At 71.9% G+C, this 13,638-nt stretch carries 13 protein-coding genes, 1 tRNA gene, 1 pseudogene and 1 riboswitch; of the genes and pseudogenes, 4 read left to right on the forward strand and 11 right to left on the reverse strand.

Annotated features, from left to right (window positions below):
- The 6 genes from Q9S36_RS05405 to Q9S36_RS05430 all read right to left on the reverse strand — a co-directional run bounded on the left by Q9S36_RS05405 (nucleotide 1) and on the right by Q9S36_RS05430 (nucleotide 7,372).
- The gene (locus Q9S36_RS05405) at nucleotides 1-1,338 is read right to left on the reverse strand and encodes a homoserine dehydrogenase (RefSeq protein WP_311284238.1); all 1,338 of its coding nucleotides are present in this window, start codon (nucleotides 1,336-1,338) and stop codon (nucleotides 1-3) included.
- A complete protein-coding gene (lysA, locus tag Q9S36_RS05410) occupies nucleotides 1,335-2,762 on the reverse strand; it encodes a diaminopimelate decarboxylase (protein WP_311284239.1) in 1,428 nt (475 codons plus the stop codon). Before lysA ends, Q9S36_RS05405 begins: the two co-directional genes overlap by 4 nt.
- Nucleotides 2,763-2,868: 106 nt before the next feature.
- Nucleotides 2,869-3,642: a DUF2993 domain-containing protein gene (locus tag Q9S36_RS05415; RefSeq protein WP_311284240.1), complete on the reverse strand. Its 774-nt coding sequence runs from the start codon at nucleotides 3,640-3,642 to the stop codon at nucleotides 2,869-2,871.
- 1 nt (nucleotide 3,643) lies between these two features.
- Nucleotides 3,644-5,311: an arginine--tRNA ligase gene (locus tag Q9S36_RS05420; RefSeq protein ID WP_311284241.1), complete on the reverse strand. Its 1,668-nt coding sequence runs from the start codon at nucleotides 5,309-5,311 to the stop codon at nucleotides 3,644-3,646.
- Between the two features lie 29 nt (nucleotides 5,312-5,340).
- Nucleotides 5,341-6,513, reverse strand: coding sequence for a GAF domain-containing sensor histidine kinase (locus Q9S36_RS05425; RefSeq protein ID WP_311284242.1), 1,173 nt, complete (start codon nucleotides 6,511-6,513; stop codon nucleotides 5,341-5,343).
- A gap of 34 nt (nucleotides 6,514-6,547) precedes the next feature.
- Entirely contained in the window at nucleotides 6,548-7,372 is an 825-nt protein-coding gene (locus Q9S36_RS05430) for a transglutaminase-like domain-containing protein (RefSeq protein ID WP_311284243.1), read from the reverse strand.
- A gap of 66 nt (nucleotides 7,373-7,438) precedes the next feature.
- Here Q9S36_RS05430 and Q9S36_RS05435 point away from each other — a divergent pair, with 66 nt between their 5' ends.
- Nucleotides 7,439-8,230: a GDSL-type esterase/lipase family protein gene (locus tag Q9S36_RS05435; RefSeq protein ID WP_311284244.1), complete on the forward strand. Its 792-nt coding sequence runs from the start codon at nucleotides 7,439-7,441 to the stop codon at nucleotides 8,228-8,230.
- A gap of 4 nt (nucleotides 8,231-8,234) precedes the next feature.
- Here Q9S36_RS05435 and Q9S36_RS05440 read toward each other — a convergent pair whose 3' ends face one another.
- The gene (locus Q9S36_RS05440) at nucleotides 8,235-8,879 is read right to left on the reverse strand and encodes an NAD(P)H-binding protein (RefSeq protein WP_253035765.1); all 645 of its coding nucleotides are present in this window, start codon (nucleotides 8,877-8,879) and stop codon (nucleotides 8,235-8,237) included.
- 127 nt (nucleotides 8,880-9,006) lie between these two features.
- On the opposite strand from Q9S36_RS05440, the gene Q9S36_RS05445 reads away from it, so the two are divergent.
- Nucleotides 9,007-10,011 (forward strand): DUF2510 domain-containing protein, encoded by a 1,005-nt coding sequence (locus tag Q9S36_RS05445; RefSeq protein WP_311284245.1) that lies wholly within the window; start codon nucleotides 9,007-9,009, stop codon nucleotides 10,009-10,011.
- Here Q9S36_RS05445 and Q9S36_RS05450 read toward each other — a convergent pair.
- Nucleotides 9,999-10,724 carry a CoA pyrophosphatase gene (locus Q9S36_RS05450; RefSeq protein WP_311284246.1) on the reverse strand — a complete coding sequence of 242 codons (726 nt, stop codon included), beginning with the start codon at nucleotides 10,722-10,724 and terminating at the stop codon, nucleotides 9,999-10,001. The two genes, Q9S36_RS05445 and Q9S36_RS05450, sit on opposite strands and share 13 nt — an antisense overlap.
- A gap of 71 nt (nucleotides 10,725-10,795) precedes the next feature.
- Here Q9S36_RS05450 and Q9S36_RS05455 point away from each other — a divergent pair.
- Nucleotides 10,796-10,868: transfer RNA gene (locus Q9S36_RS05455), tRNA-Arg, on the forward strand.
- A gap of 58 nt (nucleotides 10,869-10,926) precedes the next feature.
- On the opposite strand, the gene Q9S36_RS05460 is transcribed toward Q9S36_RS05455, so the two are convergent.
- From Q9S36_RS05460 to Q9S36_RS05470, 3 genes and pseudogenes are all read right to left on the reverse strand, one after another.
- On the reverse strand, nucleotides 10,927-11,076 hold the full coding sequence (locus Q9S36_RS05460; RefSeq protein ID WP_311284247.1) for a hypothetical protein: 150 nt from the start codon (nucleotides 11,074-11,076) through the stop codon (nucleotides 10,927-10,929).
- Nucleotides 11,077-11,161: 85 nt separating this feature from the next.
- Nucleotides 11,162-11,479, reverse strand: a complete 318-nt coding sequence (locus Q9S36_RS05465) for a multidrug efflux SMR transporter (RefSeq protein ID WP_217531235.1) — start codon at nucleotides 11,477-11,479, stop codon at nucleotides 11,162-11,164.
- A gap of 12 nt (nucleotides 11,480-11,491) precedes the next feature.
- Nucleotides 11,492-11,555, reverse strand: a riboswitch (guanidine-III (ykkC-III) riboswitch).
- A 143-nt stretch (nucleotides 11,556-11,698) separates the two neighbouring features.
- Nucleotides 11,699-12,295 (reverse strand): annotated as a pseudogene (locus tag Q9S36_RS05470) (tyrosine-protein phosphatase); the annotation flags it as partial.
- Between the two features lie 73 nt (nucleotides 12,296-12,368).
- Here Q9S36_RS05470 and Q9S36_RS05475 point away from each other — a divergent pair.
- The gene (locus Q9S36_RS05475) at nucleotides 12,369-13,601 is read left to right on the forward strand and encodes a DUF222 domain-containing protein (protein ID WP_311284248.1); all 1,233 of its coding nucleotides are present in this window, start codon (nucleotides 12,369-12,371) and stop codon (nucleotides 13,599-13,601) included.
- Nucleotides 13,602-13,638 lie beyond the last annotated feature (37 nt).

Raw genomic sequence — 13,638 nt, forward strand, 5'->3', positions numbered from 1 at the left:
TCAGTCTCCTTCTACGCGCAGGACCGAGACCACCCGACGCACCGCGCTGGTGGCAGCGAGGCGCTCGACGGTGTCGGCCAGGTCCTGCTCCCGGGCCGTGTGGGTTCCGATGACGAGGTGCGCGACGGCATCCCCGCTCCCCTGGGCGACGGCGCCGCCCGAGGTGGTCTGTTCGACGGTCGCGATCGACACGTTCCCGTCGCTGAGGATGCCGGCGACGGTGGCGAGGACGCCCGGTCGGTCATCGACTTCGAGCGTGATCTGGCAGCTGGTGCGGATGCGGCCGATCGGCACGATCGGAAGTCCGGCCCGCGTCGACTCGCCGACACCCGGCCCCCCGGCGACGTGACGACGCGCGGCCGAGACGACGTCGCCGAGCACGGCCGACGCGGTCTGCACTCCCCCGGCGCCGGCGCCGTAGAACATGAGGTCGCCGGCGGCCTCGGCCTCGACGAACACGGCGTTGTTGGCGCCGTGGACGGACGCCAGCGGATGCTCGCGCGGGACCAGCGCCGGGTAGACGCGCACCGAGATGGCCTCGCCCGTGGGCGCAGCGTCGGGCTGGTCGACGAGACGCTCGCAGACGGCGAGCAGCTTCACGACGTAGCCCGCCTTGCGGGCAGCCTCGATGACGCCGGCATCCACCGCCGTGATGCCCTCGCGGTGCACGGCCTCGAGCGGGACGGTGGTGTGGAAGGCGAGGCTCGCGAGGATGGCGGCCTTCTGCGCCGCGTCGTAGCCCTCGACATCCGCCGTCGGATCGGCCTCGGCGTACCCGAGCCGCTGCGCCTCGGCGAGCACCTCGTCGAAGCCGAGGCCCTCGCGGTCCATACGGTCGAGGATGTAGTTCGTCGTCCCGTTGACGATGCCCATGATGCGTCGGACGCGGTCGCCGGCGAGCGAGTCGCGCAGCGGACGGATGATCGGGATGGCGCCGGCGACGGCGGCCTCGTAGGCGACGGTCGCACCGACCTGGTCGGCGGCGTCGAAGATCTCACTGCCGTGGGTGGCCAGCAGCGCCTTGTTGGCGGTGACGACGTCGGCGCCGGAGGACAGGGCGTGGAGGATCCGGGTGCGCGCCGGCTCGAGACCGCCGGTGACCTCGATCACGATGTCGGCGCCGGCGATGAGTGTGTCGGCGTCGGTCGTGAACAGGTCGCGCGGCAGGTCGGCCTCGCGCGGGGCGTCCACGTCGCGGACGGCGATCCCGACGAGGTCGAGCGGTGCACCGGCGCGGTCGGCGAGCTCGTCGGCGTGGGTCAGCAGCAGGCGGGCGACCTGGGATCCGACGGCGCCGGCTCCCAGCAGCGCGACGCGCAGGCGGCGGGGTTCGATCATGCGGACTCCTCGGTGGTGCGGGATGAGGCCGGTGCGACGCCGAGGTCGCGCGCCAGCAGGTCGTTCTCGTCCTCTCCGCGGACGATCAGCCGGGCGGCACCGCCGCCGACGGCGACCACGGGAGGGCGCGTCAGGTAGTTGTAGTTGCTCGCGAGCGAGAAGCAGTACGCGCCGGTCGCCGCGACGGCCAGCAGGTCGCCCGGGGCCACGTCGCCGGGGAGGTACTCCGCGCCGACGACGATGTCGCCCGCCTCGCAGTGCCGACCGACGACGCGCGCGAGCGCGGCGTCCGCGTCGCTGCGGCGGCTCGCGATGCGGGCGCTGTAGTCGGCGCCGTACAGCGCCGTCCGCGCGTTGTCGCTCATGCCGCCGTCGACGCTCACGTACAGCCGCTCGAGGTCGTCCGAGACGCGCACGGGCTTCACCGTGCCGACCGAATACAGGGTCACGCCGGCGCGGCCGACGATCGCCCGTCCCGGCTCGAACGCGAGTTCGGGAAGAGGGATGCCGCGGCTCGCGCACTCGCGGGCGACCGCCGCGACGATCCCCTCGGCGAGCTCCGCGATGGGGGTCGGGTCGTCCTTCGACGTGTAGGCGATGCCGAAGCCGCCGCCGAGGTTCAGCATCGGGACCTCGCCGCCCTCGCGCAGCCGCGCGTGGACCTCGACGACGCGGGCGGCGGACTCGGCGAACCCGGCCGTGCCGAAGATCTGCGAGCCGATGTGGCAGTGCAGGCCCGCGAAGCGCAGCGAAGGCAGCTCGCGGATGCGGGCGACCGCCGCCTCGGCATCCGTCAGGGCGAAGCCGAACTTCTGATCCTCGTGGGCGGTCGCCAGGAAGTCGTGCGTCTCGGCGTGGACGCCGCTGTTGACGCGGACGAGGACGGTCTGCACGACGCCCTGGGAGGCGGCCTCAGCCGCGATCCGCTCGATCTCGACGAGCGAGTCGATGACGATCGAGCCGACGCCCGCGCGCACGGCGCGGGCGATCTCGGGCAGGAGCTTGTTGTTGCCATGGAGTCCGAGACGGCTCGGGTCCGCGCCCGCGGCCAGGGCCACCCCCAGCTCGCCGCCGCTGGCGACATCGACGCCGAGGCCCTCCGCGGTCACCCAGCGCACGACGTCGGTGGTGAGGAACGCCTTGCCCGCGTAGTAGACCCGCGCCGCGCCGCCGTGGCGGGCCGTGGCATCCCGGAACGCCGTCAGCACCTCGCGGGCGCGGGCGCGGACGAGGTCCTCGTCGACGACGTAGAGCGGCGTGCCGAACCGCTCGGCCAGCTCGGTCGCCGGCACGCCACCGAGGACGAGCGCGCCGGTGTCGTCGCGCGTCGCGCCGGCGGGCCAGACGGCCTCGACGAGCACATTCGCATCATCCGGCTTCGAGAGCCACTCGGGCACGGCGGGACGGTCGGAGGCGGTGGACACGCAGGGGCACCAATCGGGTGGGAACGGGATCGTCGGGCGGTGTGGCCACGCCCCGACGGTGCCCACAGTCTAGGGCACCCCGGCCGCCGCCCCCGGCCCCGTGACGCTACAAGGCGTCGGAGCAGGAACCGGGCTGCTGCGCGGTCTCGTCGCGGAGAATCGCGCTGTCGACGTCGAACGTCGCGACGACCCCGCGCTCCTCGACGGCGACGCCCGTCAGCGTGAGCGCCCGCGGCAGGTACTGCGCGAGGCACACCGGCCAGCTCTGTGCGAAAGACCCCACGAGCGGCCCGACCTGCTCGCGGAGCGCGTCGGCGCTCACGTCCACGTCGCCGAGCCGGAAGGTCGTCGGCGAGAGGACGAGGTCGCCGTCTTCCGCGGCCGCGGACAGGCGCACACCCAGCGGGATGGCGGCCCCGAACAGGTTCAGTTCCGTATCGAGGGCGACCCCTGGGGGCGCGAGGCGGAAGGCGTCCACCGGGAAACCGTCCACCCGTGACAAGATCGTGCGCACCTGGTCCTCGTCCAGCACGACGACGGCGCGGGCGCTGCTCCAGTCGCCGCCCCGGACCGGGGCATCCTGGATGTCGACCCGGACATCGCCCGAGATCCCCTCGACGTCGACGTCGTCGGCGGACACGCTCATCTGAGCGATGCTGCCGACGGCGAGCTGGGGCAGGACGAGCCCGGGGATCTCGACGTCGATCGCCTGGTCCGCAGGCAGGCCGAGGTTCTCGATCAGCTGCGAGCGGACGACCTGCGGCACGATCGCCCGCGCCGCGAACTCCGCCGCGACCACCAGGGCGGCGAGCACCGCGACGACGACGATCACCACGACCCAGCCGCGGCGACGTCGGCGGGGCGCCGTGACGGTCGTCATGTCACATCCGCTCGGGCGCGCTCACGCCGAGCAGGTCGAGACCGTTGCGCAGCACCTGGCCGGTGGCGTCGTTGAGCCACAGACGCGTGCGGTGCAGGTCGGTGACCTCCTCGTCGCCGAGGGGCGTCACACGGCAGGAGTCGTACCAGCGGTGGTAGAGGCTCGCGAGCTCCTCGAGGTAGCGCGCGATGCGGTGCGGCTCGCGCAATTCGGCCGCGAAGGCGACCAGGCGCGGGAACTCCTGCAGGGCGCCGAGGAGAGCGGACTCGGTCTCGTGCGTGAGCAGCTCGGGCGCGAATGCGTCGCGCGAGACGCCGGAGTCCGCGGCGTTCCGAGCGACGTTGTGCGTGCGCGCGTGGGCGTACTGCACATAGAACACCGGGTTGTCGTTGGTGCGCTTCTGCAGGATCTCGGGATCGAGCGTCAACGGCGAATCGGCCGGGTAGCGCGCGAGCGAGTACCGCAGCGCGTCCGTGCCGAGCCACTCGCGCAGGTCGTCGAGCTCGATGATGTTGCCCGCGCGCTTGGACAGGCGCGCGCCGTTGACCGACACGAGCTGCCCGATGAGCACCTCGATGTCCTTCTCCGGGTCGTCGCCGGCGGCCCCCGCGAGCGCCTTGAGGCGGTGCACGTACCCGTGGTGGTCGGCGCCGAGCAGGTAGATCTTGTGCGCGAAGCCCCGGTCGCCCTTGTTCAAGTAGTAGGCGGCGTCGGCGGCGAAGTAGGTGTACTCGCCGTTGGACCGACGGATGACGCGGTCCTTGTCGTCGCCGAAGTCGGTCGTGCGCACCCAGACCGCACCCTCGGCGTCGAACACGTGGCCCTGCGCGCGGAGGCGGTCGACGGCCTCGTCGACGAGGCTCGGGCCGCCGTCCGGCTTCTTCGCGTGGAGCGTGCGCTCGCTGAAGAAGACGTCGAAGTGCACGTTGAACTTCTCGAGGGATGCCTGGAGCTCCGCGAGCTGCAGTTCGTAGGCCTTGTCCCGGGCCACCGCGACGCGCTCGGCCTCGGGCAGGTCGCCCAGACCCGGCTCGGCGGCGGCGACCCGGGTCGCGAGGTCGTCGATGTACGCGCCGGCGTACCCGTCCTCGGGCGTCGGCTTGCCCTCGATGCGGGCGAGGACCGAGCGGCCGAAGCGATCCATCTGCGCACCGGCGTCGTTGATGTAGAACTCGCGCACGAGGGTCGCGCCGCTGGCCAGCAGCAGACGCGCGATCGCGTCGCCGAGCGCCGCCCACCGCGTGTGGCCGATGTGCATGGGACCGGTCGGGTTCGCGCTGACGAACTCGAGGTTGATCGTGTTGCCCGCCTGCGCGCGCCCGTGTCCGAAGCTCGCACCGGCGTCGACGATCGTCTTCGCGAGCGCGCCGGCGGCGGCGGCATCCAGTCGGATGTTGATGAACCCGGGACCGGCGACCTCGACCGAGGCGATCCCGTCGACGGCGGCGAGCGCGTCGGCGACGTCGGCCGCGAACTCGCGCGGGTTCGCTCCGACCTGCTTCGAGAGCTTCAGGGCGGCGTTGGAGGCCCAGTCGCCGTGATCGCGGTTCTTCGGACGCTCGACCGGGAAGTCGGCGACGGTGAGCGCCTCACCGGCGCCGGGTCGTCGCGCCTCGACGAGCGGGAGGACGACGGCGAGGAGGGCGGCGGAGAGGGCGTCGGGAGTCATAACCCGACAAGTCTACGGTCGGGAGGTCCTCACGCCGACGGCAGGACGACCCAGATGCGGGCTCCCCCGAGCGGCGAGTCGTCTATCCCGAGGCGGCCGCCGTGGGACTCGACGATGCGACGGCACGTCGCGAGGCCGATGCCGCAGCCCGGGGCCTCGGCATTCGATCCGCGCTCGAGGGGCTCGAACACGAGCTCCCGCTCGGCGACCGGGACACCCGGGCCGTTGTCGTCGACGACGATGCGCACGCCGGACGCGACCGTTCCGACCGACACGACGACCCGCGGGAGGCGACCGCCGGTCCCGGCGAACTTGACCGCGTTCCCGACGAGGTTCTGCACGAGGACGCTTGCCAGGGTCGGGTCGGCCTGGACGGGGACGGATGCCTCGACCGTCACCTCGGCACCGTTGTCCTCGCCCGCGCTGCGGAGGTCCTCCATCGTCGAGGCGACGAGCGGTTCGACGTCGACCGCGGTACGACGGATGGGCGATCCGCCGATGCGCGCGTAGTCCAGCAGCCGCGCGATCATCCCCGACATTCTGTCGGCGACCGATTCGGCGCGGGCGAGCGCGCGCGACGCCGCGGGGAGACCTGCGACCTCGGGGACGTCCGCGGCGAGCTCGATGTAGCCGGTGAGCGCGGTCAGCGGGTTGCGGAGGTCGTGCGCGACCTGCGCCGCGAAGTTCTCGAGCTGCTCGTTCGACTCCCCCAGCTCCCGCGTGATGCGTCGCAGTTCGAGCACGTCGACGATCTGGCGCGCGATGAGGGCGAGCGCCGCGCTCTCGTCCTCGGGGAGCTCACGCGGCACCTCGTCGAAGATGCAGATGGTGCCGATGGGCACCCCCATCGGGGTGATGAGCGGGCTCGAGGCGTAGAACTTGACGTTGGCGATCTCCCCGGTCACGAACGGATTGCCCGCGAAACGCTCGTCGAGGCTCGCGTCGGTGACGACGGTGTGACCCGGCTTGCGGAACACGACCGCGCACATCGAGTCCTCGCGGCTGCAGACGGCCGGCTCGATGCCGACCGCCGCGATCTGATGCTGGAACCGATCGTCGATGAGGTTGATGACCGCGGTGGGGACGCCGCACACGGTGGCGGCCAGCTGCACCAGGCCCTGGAGGTCCGCTTCCGGGGCCTCGCCCAGCACGCGGTAGTCCTCGATGATCGCTCGCCGAATGGCGTCATCTGCGGTTTTCACCCGCACCTCCCCGATGTCCTACGCATCACCCTAATCACCCGATCGAGACCAGCGCTGCCCGATCGTCCTGCTGCGGATCGGATGCCGCGGCGGCGACCGCGCCGTCGGCGTCGATGCGCGCGTCCACGACGAGCCGTCGCAGCGCCAGGTTCGCCCCGTAATAGCTGAGGAAGGCGCAGTCCGCGGCATCCCGCCCCGTCGCGATGCGCACCAGCCCGCGACGGTTCGACAGCCGGGTCGCGTCGACGACGAGCCAGCGCCCGTCGATCCACGCCTCGGCGACCGCGTGGAAGTCCATCGGGACGAGACCCGGTGCGTAGCACGCGACGTAGCGGGCGGGGACGTCCATCGCCCGCAGGAGCGCGATGACGAGGTGCGCGTAATCGCGGCAGACGCCTTGCCCCGTGGCGAGCGTCGTGACGGCCGAGTCGGTGCCGAGCGACAGACCGGGCGAATAGGTCACGGTCTCGGCGACGAAGGACTCGACGGCGGCGAGGAGGTCGGTGCCGCGGAGCCCACCGAACTGGCGGCGCGCCTGCGCGAACACGGAGTCCGACGGGGCGTAGCGGCTCGGCCGGAGGTAGACGGCGGTGTCGAGATCGGAGGCCGGAGCCACGGCGAGCGGCCCGTCGACGCGCGCCTCGTACCGCACCTGGACGGGGCCCGCCCCCACACGGAGGCGGTGCAACCGCGTGCCCACGGCATCCGTCACCGTCACGGCGGGCAGATCCTCGCCGTTCCGCAGGATGCGGAGGCGCTCGTGGGCGAGCGGAGTGCCGGCGGCCACGGCGACGGAGAGGATGAGGTCGAGCTCGCCCTCGAGGTCGAGGTCGAGTTCCGCCGTGACGACACGCTGCACCGAGCAATCCTCCCACGGTGAAGATCGTGCTCGGCGAGTTCGGGGATCATCGCTTACCCTCGTCGCATGACCTCTGAACGACGCGCTCGGGGGTGGGGACTGGGGATCATCGCCGTCGGAGTCGCCGCCATCGTCGCGCTCGCCGCGTGGCAGCCGTGGCGCAGCATCTCCGCCGTCGACGCCGCCTCCTCATCGGACGGCGTCTCCACCGTCGAGCCGCTCTCGCTCCCCGCCGACCCCGACGTGCTCGTCTTCGGCGACTCCTGGACCTACGGCGCGGCAGCGACCGTCCCCACGGACGGCTACGCGTACCGCCTCGGGCGGCTCACCGGATGGGACGTGACCGTCGACGGCGTGCGCGGCTCGGGCTACATGAAGCCCGGGTGGGACGGTCCCGACTTCCGCACGCGGGCGAAGTGGCTCGACCCGGCCGCCGACTACGACCTGATCATCATCCAGGGCTCCATCAACGACCGTCAGCAGGGCGAGCGCGGCTACCGCGAGGCCGTCGACGCCACCTGGGACGTCTTCGCCCGGCTGTACCCGCACGCGCAGATCGTGATCTTCGGGCCGACCCCGCACCAGTTCCCGATCGACGAGGGCACCGCCCGCATCGACCGCGACCTCCAGAAGGCGGCCGCCGACCGGCACTGGTGGTACATCTCGCCGCTCCAGGAGCAGTGGGTCACCCCCGCCAACTACCTCGACGTGATCGACGTCGGCGCCGGCAAGCGGCATCCTTCCGACCGGGGTCACGCGTACCTCGCCGAGCGGCTTCAGCAGGCGCTCGTCGACCGCAGCGCGAGCACCGACGCCGTCGCCCCGGCCGAGGACGAGTCGGCGCCCGTCCGGCCCTGACCTCTCACGGCCGGATGGCCTCGGCGATCGGCACGTCGCCGGTGTTGAACGAGACGGTCCGTCCGATCGTGGCCGGTTCCGCCAGCACCGCCGCGATCACGGCGGCGACGTCCGCACGCGGGACCGAGGTCCCCTCGTCGGAGCGGGCGTCGATCCTCCCCGTCGGCTCATCCAGGGTCAGCGCTGACGGCGCGAGGATCGTCCAGTCGAGGTCGGCGCCCCGCAGGTGTTCGTCCGCCGCCGCCTTCGCCTCGGCGTACGCGTAGAAGCCGTCCGACGGGTCGACCCCGTGATCCGGCCCGGCGCCGAAGTAGGACACCATGACGTAGCGGCGCGCCTCAGCGGCGACGGCCGCGTCGATCGATCGGATCGCGGCATCCCGATCCACCGCGTAGGTGCGCTCGGGCGAGCCGCCACCGGCGCCGGCGGACCAGACGACCGCGTCGCTGTCGGCCAGCAGATCGATGAGGGCGTCGAGATCGGATGCCGCGACGTCGGCGACGACCGGGCGGGCGCCCGTGCGGGCGACGTCCTGCTCGTGCTCCGGGTTGCGGATGACGGACGTGACGTCGTGTCCGGCCTCGACCAGGAGCGGCGCAAGCAGCAGCGCGACCTTCCCGTGTCCCCCGATGATCGTGATGCGTGCCATGTGGGCTCCCTTCCTACCGCCTCGACGCTACGGTGGACAGCCCCGGAGGCGCGTCCCCTTGCGCTTGTACGCTCGACGTGGAAGGGGCCGGTGGGCTCCCGATGCATCGACGAGGGGGAACACGGACGTGAGCGAGACGACGCCTCCCGGGTGGTATCCGGCTCCGCACGCCGGCAACGAACTCCGCTACTGGGACGGCGCGGCGTGGCACGCCGCTCCCCCGTTCCTCCCCGCCGACGCCGCCGCCGTTCCTCCGGCGCAGGGTCCCGTGCACGCGTACGGCCCGGTGCCGCCGCACGCGCCCTACGGAGCGCCGCCGGCACCGTACGGAGCGCCGCCGGCGGGGTACGCACCGTACGGCGGCCCCGTCCTGGCGCCGAGCGCGCCGCAGGGGTGGGCGGTCGCGGCACTCGTGCTCGGCATCGCGGCCTTCTTGTCGGCGTGGATCCCGTTCCTCGGACTCCTCATCGCCCTGACCGGCGCCGTCATCGGCGTGATCGCCCTCGTCCGCCGGCAGCGCAAGGCGCTCGCGGTGACGGGCACGGTCCTCTCCGGCCTCGGACTGGCGTGGGCGCTCATCGTGTCGATCTCGATCGGCTCCCTGATCTGGGCACCGAGCCCGTCGTACAGCGATCCCGATGCGGGCGCGGCACCGGCACCCGAGGCATCCCCCTCGGACCGCGGCTTCGAGCCGTACGCCCCCGAGACCGGTCCCGGGTCCCTGGAGGACCCGCTCCCCCTGCCGTACGTGGCGGGTCCGTCGTCGCGCGACGAGTACCGTGCCGACGTCCGGCTCGTCGACGAGGACGCCACCGACGAGATCCTGGGGTGGAACGCCTACAACGAGAGGGACATCACCGGCATGCGGTACGTCCTCGTCGAGATGACGGTGACGGGACTCGATCCCGAGGGCATCGAGGCGTCGTACGCGTCGTACGACCTGTCGGTCGCGACCCCGGACGGGATGAGCTACCCGAGTGCGTACGTCGTGCCGCCTGACGACACGACGCTGCTGGTCGACCAGGGCACGATCGCCGAGGGCGAGACGGTCGAGGGTCTCGTCGCCTACCTCGTCCCGGAGGATGCGACCGACCTGCTGCTGTCGGACTACGCGAACTTCTACGCGTTCTGACCCGGCAGGGGGATGACGCGGCCCGCATCCCACGGCTCCTCCCAGCCGAGCCGGGTGAACAGGCCCGCCAGGATCATGGCGGTGAACCCCCACACGAGGCGGTCGCCGCGAGGTGTCGGGATGAGGAACGCGGGCCCTCGGAACTCGCCCCGGTCGCTCCGCACAACGGTGACGCCCCGGTGGGCGGGGTCGAGCAGATCGGCGACGGGAGCGCGGAACACGTCCGCCGACTCGGCCTCGTCCACGACGCGCACGGGTGACGGGCGGCGCCACCACGCGACCACGGGTGTCACGAGGTGGCGGGAGAACTCGAGCGGGATCGGCTCGAGCGTGCCGAGGACGTCGACCCCGTCGACCTCGAGCCCCGTCTCCTCCCACGCCTCGCGGAGGGATGCCGCGACGGCATCCGCATCCCCCGGATCGACGCGTCCGCCGGGGAACGCGACCTGTCCCGGGTGGGCGCGCAGCGTCTCGGCGCGGGACAGCAGCAGCACGTCGAGATCGCGGGAGACGGCATTTTCGGCCGCGTCGCGGTCGGCCGGCACCTCGTCGAGGACGCCGAACAGGATGAGCACCGCCGCCGGCCGGGCACCCGGCACCTCCGGCATCGAACGCAGCACCTCGAAACCCGGCTGGGCGGCGCCGCTCGCGACGGATTCGACGAGGCCGACGAGCTGCTCCCGCGCGGTCGGGGCGGGAGCGGAGGAGGTCATCGCTTCAGGCTAGGCGACGGCGTGGACGTGCGCGCGGGAGCGGCCGCACCGGTGATAGTCTCGATCGGTACGCCTCCGTAGCTCAGGGGATAGAGCGTTGGTTTCCGGTACCAGAAGTCGGGGGTTCGAATCCCTCCGGGGGCACACGGAAGCGAAGGGGACTCGGCATCGCGCCGGGTCCCCTTCGTCGTTCCACGGGACCTCAGTCCTCGCGCGCGTCCTGGTCCTCGTCCGGGTGGGCGGGATGGCCGAATGGCGGCACGCCGCCCGGTACCGCGCCGTCGTGGGTGGGGAGCTCCACATCCGGCCCCTCGTACGCGTTGTCATCGATGCTGCGGTCGTCGCCGGTCATGTCGCCCTCCGTCGGTCGGTGTCCTCTGTGGACGTGACGCTAACGCGACGCTCGCGCGGATGCCCGGGGTTGACAGCGCGGCGCGTCAATCCGAGACGAGCTTGAGCCCGACGATGCACGCGACGAGGCCGAGGATGAGCAGGATCTTCACCACGGAGACCGACTCGGCGCCCGTCACCATCGCCCAGACCACGGTGAGGGATGCCCCGATGCCGACCCACACGGCGTACCCCGTCCCGGTGGGGATCTCGCGCAGCGCGAAGGCGAGACCGCCCATGCTGGCGACGAGCGCGACACCGAAGGTGACCGTCGGCCACAGCTTCGTGAAGCCTTCGGAGCGCCCGAGCGCGGTGGCCCACACGGCTTCGAGCATCCCGGCGACGATGAGAACGATCCACGACAACATCACTGACCTCCTGGCCAGTCTTGTCGCTCACCGGGTACTGAACCCTCGTCCGGGGGCCTGGTCGGGGCCCGCCGCCGAGTCTATCGAGGCTGCCTGCAGACCCGGTGCAGAGGCGATGGCGCCGCGCCACGTCGTGATGGCCCTGGCGGTGTCGCCGTCGACGTACGAGCTCAGCCACGCGCCGAGATCGAGCCGGCGGTACATGTCGCGGAACGCGGACTCCGGCGTATGCCCGAAGCGGTCGAGGACGCTCAGACGCTCAGCGACGTCGAACGAACGGCTGTGGAGCTCCGCCATGGCCACGGCGTTGGCGAACGACGAGAGGTAGTCGCGGGTCGCGGCATCCTCGGTCACACCGGCGGCCTTCAGCAGGACCGCAGCCAGCAGGCCGGTCCGATCCCAGCCTGCGCCACAGTGGAAAAGGATGCCGCCCGTAGGGGCTCGCGCGATCTCCTCGAGGGCACCCGCGAGCCGATGCGGCAGCTCCCCGACGTGGTCCAGGTAGTACAGCGGAGTTCCCCACTGCCCGTCCTTCTCCCGAGATTCCCAGAAGTGCCGTTCGTTCCCGTCGAGATCGACGTGCCGGACGGCGATGTCGCGGGGGACGGACGCCGTTCGTTCACTCGGACGGCGGAGGTCGACGATGGTTCCCAAGCCGTGCGCTCGGAGGCGATCCCACCCGGCGTCGGTCACACGGTCGAGCGTCTCAGCCCGGATGAAGACGCCGGTCGGCGTGCGGGAACCGTCGATCCGTTCGAGCCCACCGAGGTCTCTTGCGTTGGCCAACCCATCGATCCCCAGAGGCGTCTGCATGCCCCGATCCTTCCACGCCGGGGGGTGGCACCGTGCCGGAATCGATGTCGGAACCCCCTCCTAGTCTGGGACTATGTCCAGTTCAGCCGATCGTCGCGATGAGGTCCCGGAGGGGATCCCGACGACCCTGGACTGGGTGGTGATGTGCGCGGATATGGCGACCATCCATGCCGCGCAACGGTACGCGTGCATCGTCGAACTGTGGGATGACGCGATCGCCCACGCGCGCCGTCGGGAGGAGCCGGTCGCGTTCGTGGAACGGTCGGTGCGGCTCGAGGTCGCCGCCGCGTTGCGGATCACCGAGCACGCCGCGGGACGGTTGATGGGTGTCGGGCACGCGCTGCTGCGTCGGTACCCGAAGGTGTGGGAGGCGATGAGCCGCGCGGACATCACCGACACCCACGCGACGATCATCGTCGACGGGTTCGATCAGCTCGACGACGTGACCGCGGGGCTCGTGTCTGAGGTGCTGAGCCTCGCGGAAGAACTCCCGACCGGGCCGTTCCGGCGCGCGATGAAACGCATCGTCGACCGCGAGCAGGAAGCGACCCTCGCCGAACAGCACGCCGCCGCCGTCGCGCACCGATACGTGCGGGTGGATGCGGGGGTGGATGGGATGGCGTGGCTGACCGCGCACCTGCCCGCAGTCGAAGCACACGCGATCGCCGGCAGGCTCACCGCGATCGCGAAGACGCTCGACGATGAGCGGACGTTGGATCAGAAGCGCGCCGATGTGTTCGGGGACCTGCTCCTCGACGGTGAGACCGACGCGCTCCCCGACTCCGCGCGAGGGATCCGCCCCACCGTCGCGATCACCGTCCCCGCCCTGACCCTTCTCACCGGCGACGGCCCGGCCGCGCAGGTCGACGGCATCGGCCCGATCCCCCTCGACCGCGCCCGCGAACTCTGCGGAGCAGCATCCGGGTGGATGCGGGTGCTCACCCACCCCGAAACCGGGGTCGTCCTCTCTGTCGGGCGCGAGCAGTACCGGCCACCCGCCGACCTCCGACGGCTCGTCACCTGGCGGGCCGCCCGATGCATGGCACCCGGCTGCGGCATCCCCGCGGACCGGTGCGACCTCGACCACACCATCGACTGGCACCACGGCGGGACCACCGCCGCCGACAACCTCGCCCCGCTGTGCCGCGGGCACCACACCCTCAAACACCACTCCGACTGGCAGGTCAGAGCCAAACCCGGCGGCGCACTCGAATGGACCTCACCCGCCGGCCGGGTCTACCTCGTGAGGCCCGAGCGCCGCATCCCCACCTTCGCCACCGACCCACCCGGACCACCGCCGTTCTAGCGGCCGACATCATCCCCGAGGATGACCCCGGCCACCC

Source organism: Microbacterium sp. ARD31, from assembly GCF_031844425.1.